This window comes from uncultured Pseudosulfitobacter sp. (assembly GCF_963976325.1).
Lineage (GTDB): Bacteria > Pseudomonadota > Alphaproteobacteria > Rhodobacterales > Rhodobacteraceae > Pseudosulfitobacter.
Genome location: NZ_CAXBJW010000006.1, coordinates 108,123 through 121,556, shown reverse-complemented (window position 1 = coordinate 121,556; position 13,434 = coordinate 108,123). Strand labels below are relative to the sequence as shown.

Genomic DNA, 13,434 nt, shown 5'->3' with positions numbered 1-13,434 from the left:
CAGATGCGGGCGTGCATACCGCTTCCGCATCGGGTGCTCGCACAGTGTGAATCGCCCCGGGTTTGTCGGAGACCATCAAATTTAAGTAGGGATGATGGTCTTCGACAAAGTGCAAAATGGCACATCGTTACCCGCCTTAGGTCCGCGCCCGCGCGGACCTTAAATCTTGCCGCGCAGGCGATAGCTCACACCCTCAGGACAATATTCGATGTTTCCGGCGCCAAAGAAATAGCCCGGTCCAACCTGATGAAGCAGTTGAGAGCCAAACCCGCGCGAAGACGGCGGGCTGACGGTTGGTCCGCCGCTCTCCTGCCAATCAAGCGTGAATTGTCCGTCGTCCGCGCAGTTCCAGCAGATGCTGACGCGACCTTCTTGCAGGGACAGGGCACCATATTTGAGCGCGTTGGTTGCCAGTTCGAACAGGATCAGCGACAGGCCAAGGGCTTGATCCGGTGCCAAAACAATCGGCGGACCCGTGAGAGAGAGCCGCTCGTCGTGATCCAGGTGCGCAGTCAGGGAACGATTGATCACCTCGGTAATGTGAATCGCCGCGTCCGCTTGCAGCAATTGTTGGGCCTCTCCAAGCGCCCTGATCCGCGCCGCCACGGTTTCACGCGCGTGCTTCAGGTCCGGCGAAGCGCGCAGGCTGGACGAGACGACAGAGGATGTAACAGCAAGCATGTTCTTCATGCGATGGGACAACTCTGTCCGCATAGCATCCTGAAGCGCCCGTCCCTCGACATTCTGGGTTTCGTCGAGAGCAACATTGATCATCCCGCAAATCGTACCGTCATCGTCGTGAAGCGGGCTGTAGGAAAATGTCCAATAGGTTTGCTCATCATAGCCATTTCGCGTCATGGTGAGCGGCAGTTCCTTGAAAAATGTCCCCTCACCGTCCAGTGCCTTTTCGACGAATGGCAGGATATCTTCCCAAACGTCCGGCCACACCACTTTGGCAGGTTTGCCAAGCGCATCGGACTGGCGCGCCCCGAGGATGGGGGCATATGCGTCGTTGTAAAGCAGCGTCATGTCCGGACCCCAGAAAATGCAGGACGCATGCTGTTGGCCAAGCATTATGCGCACCGCTGAAAGCAGCGATACCGGCCAGGTCTGGATTGGGCCCAACGGCGTCGTGCGCCAATCGAACGCAGAAATATGACGCGCCATCAAGCCGGTGCCGATCACCGGCAAGGATTGTTCAGAAGGCCGTAGGTCGTGTGACATTTTTCCAGCCATTTCATGTGACAACGTCCCGTTTTATCCGCATTTTCGACCGGTTGAAAAGGCACTTTCTAAGGCCTTCTTTTTCCGCCGCGAAGCGTGCCGCATCAGTCTGCCGAGCGGCGCACGCTAGGTGTTTGTTCCCACGGCTTGACGGTGCGGTCCTTTCTTCGAAATGGAAGGGAGCATTAAGGGACAAGTCCGTCACGACCACGCCCGCCGTCAGAGTGGCGATTTGCCATTTTGCTTTTTTGTCGGTGACCATCATCCCTACTTACGTTGACGGTCTGCGACAAACCCGGGGCGGTTCAGATTTCTGGCGCTCCTTACCTTGCCGGATCAGGTCGGCCGGCTAGGTTAAGAGGTCACGTTTCCACCGCAAATCCCGTTAAAGGCGAGGTCCGATGCCATTTCCAGCAGCGATTGCAGTTCTGTTCCGCCGGGTTGAAGCCGCCACCTTGATCGTCATTCTGGTCATCGGTGCAGCACTCTGGGCCTTTGTCGCCCTCGCCGCCGAGATGCTGGAGGGTGATTTGCATGCCTTTGATCAGGCGGTTCTGCTGGCGCTGCGCACGCCGGGCGATACGGCAAACCCGATCGGGGGACGCGGTCTGGAAATCGCAATGCGCGATATCACGGCGCTTGGGGGTGTTACGGTTCTGACGCTCATAACGGCCCTGGTGCTGATCTTTCTGATCTTGCAGCGCCAGCGTGCCACAGCGATGTTCCTTGGCGTCGCGATCCTTGGGGGGCAGATGCTGTCACATCTGATGAAATCCAGTTTTTCGCGGCCACGTCCCGATCTTGTGCCGCATGGTGTCGATGTGGCAACCGCGTCTTTCCCCTCGGGGCATTCGATGATGGCCGCGGTCACCTATTTGACGCTGGCCGTGATTTTGGCGCGGGCAGAGAAAAAGACCAGCATAAGGGCGTTTTATATCGTGACCGCTGCGTTCATCGCCATCTTGGTCGGCATCAGTCGCGTCTACCTGGGTGTCCATTGGCCGTCTGACGTTCTGGCAGGCTGGTCACTTGGCGCGGCATGGGCGCTGACGGTCTGGATTGTGGCGCGCATGATGGCGCGCCGGGGCCAGATCGAGCCGGATCGGCAGGGGTAGTTTCACCGCGGCGCTGGGACAGGAGCTGGCCGTTTCAGAAATGGGTCAACGCCTCGTAAATTCAACACATCACGAAAACTGGCCCACTCCTAAAATCTCACTGACACGCAGGCAGCGCAGACTGGCCAATCTGTCTCAGGCGAATACCAGCGATCCGATGGGGTTGCCGTCCAGCATCATCCGGCGCAACGCGCCGTAGATCGCGATGTTCTCTTCGATTTCCTGCGCGTTCATATCCAGCGAGAGTGTCGCCCGGGCCTCGTTTTCAAGACCGGCCAGACCGTAAACCAGCGCCAGGTTATCGCGGACATGGGGGGCGGCGTTCGGGTCGCGCACCAGCTCCTGAAGAATGCTGATCGCCTTGGCCGAGTTGTTCGTCAAAGCGAGGGACAGCGCGTAGTTGCTGCGCAGGATGAAGTTGGTGGGATAGATCGACAGGCCGTCCTGATAGACCTTTTGCGCTTTGAGGTGTTGGGACATTGTATCAAGGGCAACGCCCTTGCCAGTGATGGCCGAGATGTTCTTGCCGTTAATGCGCAATGCCTTGTCGTAATACTTGACCGCTTCGTCGGGGCGTTTTTGCGACAGGCTTACCCGGCCGAGAATGTTCAACACGTCGTCATTGCCGGGCGCCAGTTCGTGCGCGCGCAGCAACACGGTTTCGGCGCGCCCGTGCTGACCCATCCGCGAATAACTGTCCCCTGCCCCTTTCAGCGCGGCCACGGAATCCGGGTCACTCGCCAGTACCTTTTCGTACAGCCGCGCCGCATTCACGTGATCGCCCGATTCTGCCGTGGCCTGGGCCAGACGCAGCGTGCTGGAAACGGCCTCGGGGCGGTCGTTCGGATTGCCTTCCTGAGCGGTCGGCACAGAACAGGCGGAGAGGCTGACAACGGCAACCAGCAAACAGACGCAACGGATGTGGGAAAGCAGAGAGGTCAATTTAGGCTCCGTTCGGAATATGTAGGAAAGTATACAGGCAGCGCGGTCATCGAACCAGTACGATCCGCCCGCAGTGGGCTTTGTGAAGGGTCAGGTCCGCCTCGCCGACACCGATGCCAAGTGTCTTGAGTACAGAGTCGAGCAGGCCGTCAACCGGCAACAGAACAGCAGACAGGACGGGGGTCAGCAGGTTCGTGACAAGGGAAAGCGCACTGTCCAGTGCAGTGACAACATTGCCCAGCAGCAAATTGATCACGCCCTCTTTGGGGGCCAGACGTATCTGGGCATTGGCCACAAGCGTGCTTACAGCCGACGTCAGCAGCCCCCCGGAACCATAGGTCTTGGTCGTGCCTTCTTCGACACGGGTGAAGGTTGTTTCAGACACTTCGGACACGCCGACGGATGCATGGGATTTCACCATAACATCCGTGCCAAGATTGATTGGAAGGCCCAGCAGGCTTGTGACGCCGATGTTCAGCCCCAGCAGCTTGGCGTCTGTCAAGTCGTTCTGATCCAGCGGTGTGGTTTTGTCCTCGAACGTGGGGGCGGGAAAGTTGCCCAGGAACAGTTCGGCCACATGTGTGCCTGTCACCCCCGTCAGCGGGTCGGTGCCGGTGTCAAAGGTGGCCAGCGGCTCAGTGTCGCCTGCCCCGCAATCCAGCCCTGTCAGGGTTGCCGTTGCGCTGGCGATTTCCAGATAGACCGGCAGTTCGACCGAAACGATGTTCAGCGTCGTCGAAATGCCGGACAGGATATTGGTATCAAATGTCAGGTCCAACTTCAGACGTACCTGCGCGGTGTGGGCTGTGGCGCCCTGTTCGGCAAATGTGATCCAGGCCGGGCGTTCCCCCACAATCAGTTGCAAATTGGTAGAGGTCAGATTTGGAATACCCAGATCAAGCGGGGTTTCGATAAAGTGGTTCGCGGTGATCACATCGACAGATGACATCAACACATCCAGCGCGGAAACCGTAACCGTGGGCAAAACATCACCCATCTGAATGCCCACGTCATCGCCGTCGATTGCGATCATCCTTTCGGCATCAACCGTGGCACCTGTGGCCGATGCCAGGATCGCATCCAGAACCGCGGTTGATCCCTGAACAGCCCCCGTGTCCAGAAGCGCACCCGCGATGTCCAGCAGTTCAATGTCACTGGTCAGCAGCTCTTCATATGTCAGCGCGGTCAGACCGGCGCGTGTGGCCAGCGCATCCGAAAAGGTCAAAAGGTCGACATCGGCATCTGCCAGCGCTTCGTAGTCCAGAACGGACAGTGACAGCGTGCTGCCTGTGGCCTCGGACAGCAGTGCATTCAGCAGCCCGGCGTCCAGTGAAAGCAAGCGCGACCCCAGGCTGAAAGACGCCAGATCAAACCGCGCGGCTGTCGCGGTGGCGCCCAGTTGGGTTGTGTTCTGTTGCAGGAAGGTGCGCGCGAAATACAGTGGGGCCGCTTCCTGCAACCGGACGGTCGCTGCATTGACGTCCGGTGCGGTCAGTTCGCGGTCGGTCAGCCGTTCATCAATCGCGACCGAGATGTCGCGTTGGTAATGACCAAAAGTGACGCTTGTCATCGCGTCTTCGCCCAGCCCGTTGCCCAGCACGGTCACAAGGGCGTGGTCGGCTGGTTCATCGCGCAGGTTGTTCACGGCGCTGATTGCCGCAAGGTCCGCGCGGGTTTGCAGCGTTTTCTGCCGGAAATACAGCGAACTGAGATCGACGCCCAGGGCGACAAAGCCCAGCATGACGGTCAACACCAAGGCGAAAATGATGATGACGGCGCCCCGTTCGTCGGCCCAGAACGCCAGAAGCTTGTCCTTAATACGCAAGGTAGCTGCTCCGTGTCAGGGTCGAGACATCAAAGCCGACAAAACCGCCTGCCAGATCCACGGCAGAGCCTTGAAGGTCGTAAGACAATGACACCTCTATGCCGTGTGGCTCTGACGCCGACAGCATGGTGATGGTTTCGACGACCTTGTCCGGCCCCAGAAAGGTAAAGCGTGCGCCTGCGTTGGTGATGAATGTTTCGGCAAGTGTCCTGCGCTCGGCTTCGGTGATCCCCATGGCAGAGGAACGCGCGGCTTCTGCGGCCAGTTGTTGCAGGCTGTTGGCGATGGCAAAGTACTGGCCGAAGCAGATGATCCCAAAGATCATGGTCAGCAAGATGGGAAGGACCAGCACGAATTCGACGGCCGTGGCACCGCTTTCGTCCCTGATGAAGGCCCGCGTGAGACGTGTCATCCGAACCCTCCGTCCATGATGTTGTCGAGAATGCTCAGGACCGCGGGGCCGATCAGGACGATGAACAACGGGGGCATGATGAATAGGATCAGCGGGACGGTCATCAGGGCGGGTGCGCGGCCGGCCTGTTCCTCGATCTTCAGCAATCGGCCTGCGCGTTCGTCGCGCATCAGGGTACGCATGGCCCCTGCAAAGGGGGTGCCGTAGCGTTCGGCCTGTATCAGCGCGTTGGAAAAGATGGTGATTTCGGTCATCGGCAGGCGCGTGCTGAAATTGCGCCATGCGGTGTCGCGGTTGGGCAGGATGCTGAGTTCGATCACCAGTTGGTGCAACTCGGTGGCCAGCGGTGGGCAGAAGGCGCGAATTTCGGTCGCCACACGGCTGAGCGAAGGATTGGCGCTAAGCCCGGATTCGCTGGCGATCACCAACAGTTCCAGCATGTCGGGAAAGCTGCGGCGCACCTGTTTGAAACGCCGGTTGCGCAGATGCGTCAGGATAATGTCCGGCGCCATGGACAGGCCAAGGGCCACACCACAGGACCAGATCAGGACCACCCACCAGCGCGTCGTTTCATCGCGGGCGATGGCGAACCACAGTACGGTCAACAGCAGTCCGGCGACGGGCAGAACCAGCTTGAGAAACGCGTGGACCAGTACCGCGTCGCGGCTGCGAAATCCTGCGGCGCGCAGCAAGGCGGCAGAAGCTTCGGCTTCGCCGCCGCGCATGACCGAGACCCGTTCCAGCGTCAGTTGCGCAACACGGCGGAAGATCTGGCCGATACGCTGGGCCATGGTCCGGCGGGCAGCGGTGCTGCGCACGGGCAACCGCCCCAAGGTGCGTCCGATCCGGGCGGCGCGGGCGTTGCGGTCAACAAGGTTCAGCACCAAAAGCTGAAGCGCGGTCAGCACAGGCACGGCAAGGGCGATTTGCAAAAGGATGGGCGGAATATCAAACATCTATGCGTGACAGTCTGTACATGCTGAAAATGCCCATACCCAGGCTGGCCAAAGCGGCCATCGCCATGATCTGCCCGCGCGGGTCCGTGATCAGCGGGTTCAGATATCCGGGGTTCATGAAATAGAGCGTCGCTGCGACCACGAATGGCAGGCTGGACAGGATCACCGCGCTGACCCGGATCTCGGCCGTCATCGCCGCGGCCTTCTTGCGCAGCTTTTTGCGGTCGCGCAGCAGTTCGGCAAGGTTTTCCAGCGTCTCGACCAGATTGCCGCCCGTCTCGGCCTGCAAGCTGGTGGCCACGGTGACGAAATGCGCCTCGGGCGAGCCGATCCGCTCTGCCATTCCGGTCAACGCGCGGATCAAAGGCACGCCCAGCTTCAGCTCTTCGCAGCAGCGTCTGAATTCTTCTTGCGCGATGCCTGACGCGTGTTGGGCAACAACCGTAAGGGCGGCTGGTATCGGCTGCCCTGCCCGCAGGCCACGGGCAAGGATGTCCAGGCAGTCGGGCAATGCCTCGTTGAATTGCCGCACCCGACGTGCGCTCAGAATGTTGAGGAAAATGTTAAACACAAGCCAGCCAGCGCCTGCCCCGACGGCCAGAGCCAGCGGCAGGGGAAACAGCCCGACGCCCCAAATGCCCAAAGCCGCGCCGCCGGCAATCAGCGCGATTACAGCGACGGCGGCGGCGGCTGTGATTTCGATCCCGGCTTCTTTCAGGCGCACCTCAAGCAGACCCATGATCCCACCGCGCGTGCGGCGAAGCCCACCCTTTTCGGCGGTCTGAACCGCCTCGATCCGGCGCATGACCCGTGCCGAAGGTCTGTCGGGGTGATCGGTGCTGAACCGGACCAGGCGCGCGCGGCGGATGCGGCGGGACCGGTCCAGCAAAAGAATTCCGGTGAACCCCAAACAGGTGCAGATCAGAAAGGTCAGCACGAAATATAGGGTGACGGGGCTCATCCGTTGCCCACCAGAATGTCGCGGATGGCATCGTCCAGCCCGTGCTCTTTCGCGCGGTCGATAAAATGCGGCATGGCGCGCGAGCTTTGGAATTCTCCGACGATGTCTTCACCGACCCGCCCGTCGGCGCGTTTGAACACGAACAGCTCTTGCATGCTGATGGTGTTGCCTTCCATGCCCACGACTTCGGCGATCGAGGTCACCCGCCGGACGCCGTCGTGCATCCGCGAAATCTGGACAACCAAGTGCAGTGCCTCTTTCAACTGGTCGCGGACAAAGCCGGTCGACAGTTGCACCCCCGACATCGCAATCAGGTTCTCCATCCGCGTCAGTGCCTCGCGCGGGGTGTTGGCGTGCAGCGTGCTCATCGACCCGTCGTGGCCGGTGTTCATGGCTTGCAGCATGTCCAGCGCCTCGTCGCTGCGCACTTCGCCGATGATGATCCGGTCGGGCCGCATCCGCAGGGCGTTGCGGAACAGGTGCCGCATGGTGATCTCGCCCGTGCCTTCCAGCGTGGGCGGGCGCGTTTCCAGCCGCACCACGTGGGGCTGTTGCAAGCGCAGCTCGGCGGCATCCTCGATGGTGACGATGCGCTCGTTCGCTGGAATTTCGCGCGACACGGCATTCAACATCGTCGTCTTGCCGGCACCGGTGCCGCCCGAGAACAGGATGTTCAGCCGCAGGTAGGCGGCGATGCGCAGCAGCTCGGCCATCTGTGGCGACAAGGTGTTGCGGCTGGCCAGATCCGCCAGCGTCAGATCCTCTTTGGGAAATTTGCGGATCGTGATGGTCGGCCCGTCCACCGCCAGCGGCGGAATGGTCACGTTGATCCGGCTGCCGTCCGCCAGTCGCGTATCGACCAGCGGCGTGCTTTCGTCGACGCGGCGGCCGGCGGCCGACACGATTCGGCTGGCGATGTTCATCACATGCTGGTCGTCGCGGAACGACACGTCCGTCAGCTCCAGCTTGCCGCTGCGTTCGACATAGACCTTTTGCGCCCCGTTCACCAGAATGTCCGAGACATCGTCGTCGGCCAGCAGGCGTTCCAGCGGGCCGAACCCCATCATGTCGTCAACCACATAGCCCACCAGATCGGCGCTTTCGGCGCCGTTCAGTTCCAGCTTTTGCTTGGCGCAAATGCTGAGGACCGCGTCGCGGATGGTGTCACGCTGTGCCTCTACGGGCAGTGCGGACAGGGCCTGAAGGTCCAGCAATGTCAGGGCCTCGGGCAGTATCTGTCGGCTGAGCGCGTTCAGACGCCTGGCAAATCCGGGCATATAGCTGGTTTTGGCAATGCGTTCGTTTGTGAGCTTCTGCGACAGGGTGTCGGCCTGTGCGAGAGGGGCAAAATGCTGCAACAGCTCGCGCTGCATTTCGCGCGGTACGGTCTGGCCGGTGTGCGCCTCGTGCCAGTCAATCGCGCTGCTGATCTCGTGCAGCCCCACGGGACCGCCATCCAGCGCAAGCTGGGACAGCCGCTCTTCGATGCTTGTGCGCAAGCGGATGAGGTTGTTCAGGGGCAGAACCACGCCTTCAGACATGGGGCGTTACCTTCTTTCTGCGCCAGAAACCGCGTTTGGCGTCGACGGGCTGCGCCGTGGTGTTTTCCAGTCGCGTCAGCAACTTTCCGACCGCTCTGGCATAGGTGCCGCGTGCCGACAGCCTTTGCAGGGGCTTGCCCTTGACCGAAGCCCGCGCCAGATCGGCGGCACAGTCCGGCAGGGTCAGGTCGATCTCGCGGCCCAGGGCGGTGGAAATCTCGGATTTGCGCAAGCCTGCATCCCGTCGTGTCTGTGACATGACACAGGAAATACGCGGCCCGTTTGCCCTGTCGCCGATCCGGTGCAGCAACCGGCTGGCGCTGCGGATTGATCCGAACCCCGGTCCCAGGACCAGAACCAGTTCGTCCAGATCATCGGCCAGCCCGGGGTTTTGCGCCAGCACCGTCCGGGGCAGGTCGACGACCACGGTGGGATAGTCTGCCTTGATCTTTTGCAACAGCGCCGGAAGGCCGGCCTCGTATTCCGGCAAACGACCCGCTTCGTTGGCTTCGGCCGAATAAACCGCGAGCCCCATAAGCGGCAAGGACATCGTTGCATTCAAAAACGTGCCGTCCACGCGTTCGGGCGCCAGCAGCGCCTCAAGCAGGCCCGGCGTGGTGTCGATATCAAGATCAACCGCCAAAGACCCAAAGCTAAGGTCCGCATCTATCAAAGCGACATTGCCGTGATTGTCGCGTGCCAGTGTGCCCGCATTGGCACGATCCAGAAAGCCGACCGCCAAATTGGTCGCCAGAACACTGGCGCCGACCCCACCGGTGACACCGCAAATGCCGATCACCCGCGAACTGGCCGCTGTCGGTGTCCGCGTCACCTGTGTTTGCCCCAGCCCCAGAGCCACCTGAGTGTCAGGTTCGACCGGCAGCACCAGATAGTCGCGCGCGCCTGCGCTGATATAGCTTCTGTAGGTTTCCACGTCATTCTGGCGGCCCAACAGGATCACCTTGACCCCTTCGGCGGTCAGCTCGGCGATCTCTGCCAGATTGGCCGCCTTGTCCCCGGACCCCAGTTCCGCCACCAGAATATCGCCAAAGCTTGTCATACCCGCCAGACGCGCCGCCGTGGACAGCGTGCCGGAGTGATAGTTGACAACACCATCGCGTCCGATCTGGCGCTGGATCAGGTCAAGGGCTGCTTTGGCATCCGTGGAATTGATGAAAGCCTCGACCTTTATGGCGGTGTTGCGGGTCAGGACTGTGATCAGGGGGCGGTTCACATCACTCTCCTTGGTCGGGCGTCCAACGCGGCGCCGTTCTGGCAGTTTCCGCCGGGGCCAGAACGTCGCCGGGTTCGTGGATCATCACGGCAAGATTGATGGCGTTCGCACAGCCCAGATCCTCGACACCCGGCTGGCAATCGACCTGAACACCCTTGGCCCGGACGACACGGATCAGGCCGGTTTGTTGACGCACGGTGGGATATGGCGAAAAGCTTTGGTCCATCCCGATGCGAATACGCGACGGAACGCGCGCAAACACCGCGTGCATCGTCTGGACGCGCTGCGTGTCGGTCTTGGGCGATCCGCTGGTGGGAATGGTTACGATCACCGCGTCGCCCCCGCGCAGCGCATGACGGGCCAGAAAGCTGTTGATCGCGGCACGTTCCGACCCCGACAGGGACGGCGATTTGGCCGCAAAGCGGTATTGATGCTGTGCCTCGACATAGGGCGCGGACAGCCTGTCAACGACACCGACGGTTGGCTGGGGCGTACTGCACGCCGACAGGACGGTGCTTGCGGCAAGCAGGGCGGTTGCGACGGCACGAAGGGGAAATTGCATGCTCATTGAAGAAGAAGCCCCGCTTTTCCGTTGATGCCCTTGACCGAAACCGTCGCGCGGCCGTCGTCAGGTGTGCCAAAGGTCAACTCGCCTGCGATGGCGCGGCTTACGCGGTCCGCAGGTGCGAATCTGTCCAGCGGCGTCTTGAACTTGCCCGGCGCACCCGGGGTCACCAGATAGGGGGTGACGATGATGACAAGCTCGGTCTCGCCCTTCTGGAAGCTGGTAGAGCGGAACAGCGCCCCCAAAAGGGGGATCTCGCCCAGTCCGGGGATCTGTTTGATGTTCTGTTGCGATGTCGCCTTGAACAGCCCCGCAATCGCAAAGCTCTGGCCGCTGCTGACCTCGATCGTCGTGGCGGCACTGCGTTCGAGGATCAGGGGCAGGTTCTGCAGGTCTGTCGTGCTGCCCTTGGAGAAATCCAGTTCGCGGATCTTTGTGTTTACGACCAGCTTGATCTTGTCCGAGCGTTGCACCTCGGGTTCGAAATCCAGCTCGACGCCAAAGGGTTCAAAGACCACGCGCACCTCGCCATCACCTGCCTGGGTTTGATAGGGGAACCGCCCGCCGGCCAGGAAGGACGCCTTGTCACCCGAACGCGCGGTCAGGTTCGGCTCGGACAGGATGGTCACAAGACCCTCGTTCATCAATGCTTCGAGCGTCACACCCTGAAGCGAGCTGCCGACGTTGAACTGCGACGACAGCGAATAGCCCCCCGCCACCGACGTACCGCCGGTCAGCCCGTTGCCTGACAGCGATGTCCAGTCTGTGCCCAGATCCTCGGTCACGGTGCGTGAAACCTCGGCGATCTTGACCTGAAGGTTGACCTGCGGCGGGGTGTTCAGCGACAGCCCGTTGACGACCGGCACCGCATCACCCGCCAGACGTTGCACGACATTTTGAACCTGTTCCGCGTCGCTGATGGTGCCGACACGACCGGTCAGGACCAGCGCGCCATCAACTTCAAGAACCGAAAACGATCCACCCTGAACCGATGCATGGGCGGCGCTGTTCAACGCTTTGACATTTGTTGAAACCTTGACCGAGCTGGCGACAGACACGTCGTCATTTGCGTCAATCACGAACAGGGTCGTTTCGCCCATGGCCTTGCCGTAAATGTAAAGAAGGTTTGGCGATTTGATCTCGACGTCCGCGATCTCGGGGTCGGCCAGAAACACCGTTTGCGACGGGGTATCAAGCTTCAGCAGCTTGCCTTCGCCTGCAAACAGGCTGACGGGGCGGCCGGTGGCTTCGATCATTGTCTGTGCGGGCATCGGGGTGGGCAACGCCGTGGCACCGAAGCCGAAAAGGAAAATCGTCAGATACTTGGAGGGTGAGGGCAGCACTCTTAAAAGCATGGGGGTCCTAGTTAAAATTGGCTACGGATTGGCACCTGCCGCAGCTGGAGGACGATTCTGCGCGATCGGCTCTTGCGCCGATATGATCTGATCCTTGCGGCCGGAATTGCCGCGAATGATACTGACGCTGGGCGGCGTGGGCGATGGTGCAGCACGTTGTGCCGGAACACCGGAAATCTGGGTGGACAGCATGGGCGCATCGTCGGCGATGACCGGCATATCGTCGTCATTCTGATCGCCGAGCACCAGGATAAGATCCCCGGTATGTTTGGCCAGCGTCAGCATTTTCGCGCCCTCGGGGTGCAGTTCCAAGGTGATCGTGCGCGGCAAGGCCGTGCTGGATTGTCCGGCCGGCTGATCGGTGCCAATCACGCGCACATTGCGCAAAACCGTGCGGACGGCGCGGACACCTTCCGAACTGTTGTAGGACACCATCACATCAATCTTGTCCCCCGTGCCAATAAGCCCCGCAACGGCTGTTTCACCGCTTACGGGCAGGGCGATGGCGCGCATACCCGGTCTGAGAGAGTCCGCGGGACCAACCGGTTCGGGGGCCGCGACGATTGGATCGGGAACAACCTTAACGGGTATTTCTTTCGCGGGGACAAGGTCCGCTTTGACAAAAGGCGTGCCGCCGGGAATGATCCGATTGGCGGTTGCCTTGATTAAAACGGCCCTGTTTTCCGGGGTGTCGATAATAAGCTCTTTCCCGGCCTGTTCTGTTTCTATTTCCACCGGTATTAGAATATCTGCGGAAATAGACGTCCCCAATTCTATTGTTTGATTTGAGAACAAATAGGCCTCTTTTGGCACAACAGGAACAACCGTTGCAGCGACCGCTTTGGGGGGCGTTGGTTCAGGCGTATTGTTCGCCTGAACGCCGACCCACGCGACACCGGAAGCGATAGCAAAGGAGATCAATATCACAGCAAAAGTGCGCATTTAGATCACCATCAGTTGTTGAGGCTCATTCAGGGATAGTGATTCCCGCATCCGTAAACTCGGTACTTACTGTCGTGAAGCCCGTGTTAATCTGAATGCCAAGCCCTGCGACTGTTCCAACAATCACCGCCGCAACCAAAGCCGCAAACAGACCGTATTCAATTGCTGTCGCGCCATCTTCGTCGCGCGCAAATCTTTTCAGGAATTTAAAAGTCTTCATGATCATTAATCCTTACTCTTTAGGTTTCTTTAAATGACCGGCTCGTCATTTTGCAGATCATTATATGTCGGCGGCGATCCGCCTATACCCATGTAGCGCACAACCTAAGCGGTCTCGCAACAACTAATGAGAACAACTTAAC

At 60.3% G+C, this 13,434-nt stretch carries 13 protein-coding genes; 1 reads left to right on the top strand and 12 read right to left on the bottom strand.

The features are described 5' to 3' along the window. Nucleotides 1–159 precede the first annotated feature (159 nt). The gene (locus AAC077_RS15175) at nucleotides 160–1,224 is read right to left on the bottom strand and encodes an HWE histidine kinase domain-containing protein (RefSeq protein WP_339771058.1); all 1,065 of its coding nucleotides are present in this window, start codon (nucleotides 1,222–1,224) and stop codon (nucleotides 160–162) included. A gap of 401 nt (nucleotides 1,225–1,625) precedes the next feature. Between AAC077_RS15175 and AAC077_RS15170 the strand changes: the two genes are divergently transcribed. Continuing rightward, nucleotides 1,626–2,339: a phosphatase PAP2 family protein gene (locus AAC077_RS15170; protein ID WP_339771056.1), complete on the top strand. Its 714-nt coding sequence runs from the start codon at nucleotides 1,626–1,628 to the stop codon at nucleotides 2,337–2,339. A gap of 135 nt (nucleotides 2,340–2,474) precedes the next feature. Here the strand turns inward: AAC077_RS15170 and AAC077_RS15165 are convergent, their stop codons facing one another. The 11 genes from AAC077_RS15165 to AAC077_RS15115 all read right to left on the bottom strand — a co-directional run bounded on the left by AAC077_RS15165 (nucleotide 2,475) and on the right by AAC077_RS15115 (nucleotide 13,292). After that, nucleotides 2,475–3,245, bottom strand: a complete 771-nt coding sequence (locus AAC077_RS15165; RefSeq protein ID WP_339771055.1) for a tetratricopeptide repeat protein — start codon at nucleotides 3,243–3,245, stop codon at nucleotides 2,475–2,477. A gap of 82 nt (nucleotides 3,246–3,327) precedes the next feature. After that, nucleotides 3,328–5,106: a pilus assembly protein TadG-related protein gene (locus AAC077_RS15160; RefSeq protein ID WP_339771054.1), complete on the bottom strand. Its 1,779-nt coding sequence runs from the start codon at nucleotides 5,104–5,106 to the stop codon at nucleotides 3,328–3,330. After that, the gene (locus tag AAC077_RS15155; RefSeq protein ID WP_339771052.1) at nucleotides 5,096–5,518 is read right to left on the bottom strand and encodes a TadE/TadG family type IV pilus assembly protein; all 423 of its coding nucleotides are present in this window, start codon (nucleotides 5,516–5,518) and stop codon (nucleotides 5,096–5,098) included. Before AAC077_RS15155 ends, AAC077_RS15160 begins: the two co-directional genes overlap by 11 nt. After that, complete coding sequence (locus AAC077_RS15150) at nucleotides 5,515–6,474, bottom strand: type II secretion system F family protein (RefSeq protein WP_339771050.1); 960 nt, start codon at nucleotides 6,472–6,474, stop codon at nucleotides 5,515–5,517. Before AAC077_RS15150 ends, AAC077_RS15155 begins: the two co-directional genes overlap by 4 nt. Next, nucleotides 6,467–7,435 (bottom strand): type II secretion system F family protein, encoded by a 969-nt coding sequence (locus tag AAC077_RS15145; RefSeq protein WP_339771048.1) that lies wholly within the window; start codon nucleotides 7,433–7,435, stop codon nucleotides 6,467–6,469. The genes AAC077_RS15150 and AAC077_RS15145 overlap by 8 nt, the downstream gene beginning before the upstream one ends. Further along, a complete protein-coding gene (locus tag AAC077_RS15140; protein WP_339771046.1) occupies nucleotides 7,432–8,976 on the bottom strand; it encodes a CpaF family protein in 1,545 nt (514 codons plus the stop codon). Before AAC077_RS15140 ends, AAC077_RS15145 begins: the two co-directional genes overlap by 4 nt. Further along, nucleotides 8,969–10,210, bottom strand: coding sequence for a hypothetical protein (locus tag AAC077_RS15135; protein ID WP_339771045.1), 1,242 nt, complete (start codon nucleotides 10,208–10,210; stop codon nucleotides 8,969–8,971). The genes AAC077_RS15140 and AAC077_RS15135 overlap by 8 nt, the downstream gene beginning before the upstream one ends. A gap of 1 nt (nucleotide 10,211) precedes the next feature. Beyond that, nucleotides 10,212–10,772, bottom strand: a complete 561-nt coding sequence (locus AAC077_RS15130; protein ID WP_339771043.1) for a CpaD family pilus assembly lipoprotein — start codon at nucleotides 10,770–10,772, stop codon at nucleotides 10,212–10,214. Between the two features lie 2 nt (nucleotides 10,773–10,774). Continuing rightward, nucleotides 10,775–12,046: a type II and III secretion system protein family protein gene (locus tag AAC077_RS15125; RefSeq protein ID WP_339771041.1), complete on the bottom strand. Its 1,272-nt coding sequence runs from the start codon at nucleotides 12,044–12,046 to the stop codon at nucleotides 10,775–10,777. Nucleotides 12,047–12,151: 105 nt separating this feature from the next. Beyond that, nucleotides 12,152–13,072: a Flp pilus assembly protein CpaB gene (cpaB, locus tag AAC077_RS15120; protein WP_339771039.1), complete on the bottom strand. Its 921-nt coding sequence runs from the start codon at nucleotides 13,070–13,072 to the stop codon at nucleotides 12,152–12,154. A gap of 25 nt (nucleotides 13,073–13,097) precedes the next feature. Next, nucleotides 13,098–13,292 carry a Flp family type IVb pilin gene (locus AAC077_RS15115; protein WP_339771037.1) on the bottom strand — a complete coding sequence of 65 codons (195 nt, stop codon included), beginning with the start codon at nucleotides 13,290–13,292 and terminating at the stop codon, nucleotides 13,098–13,100. Nucleotides 13,293–13,434 lie beyond the last annotated feature (142 nt).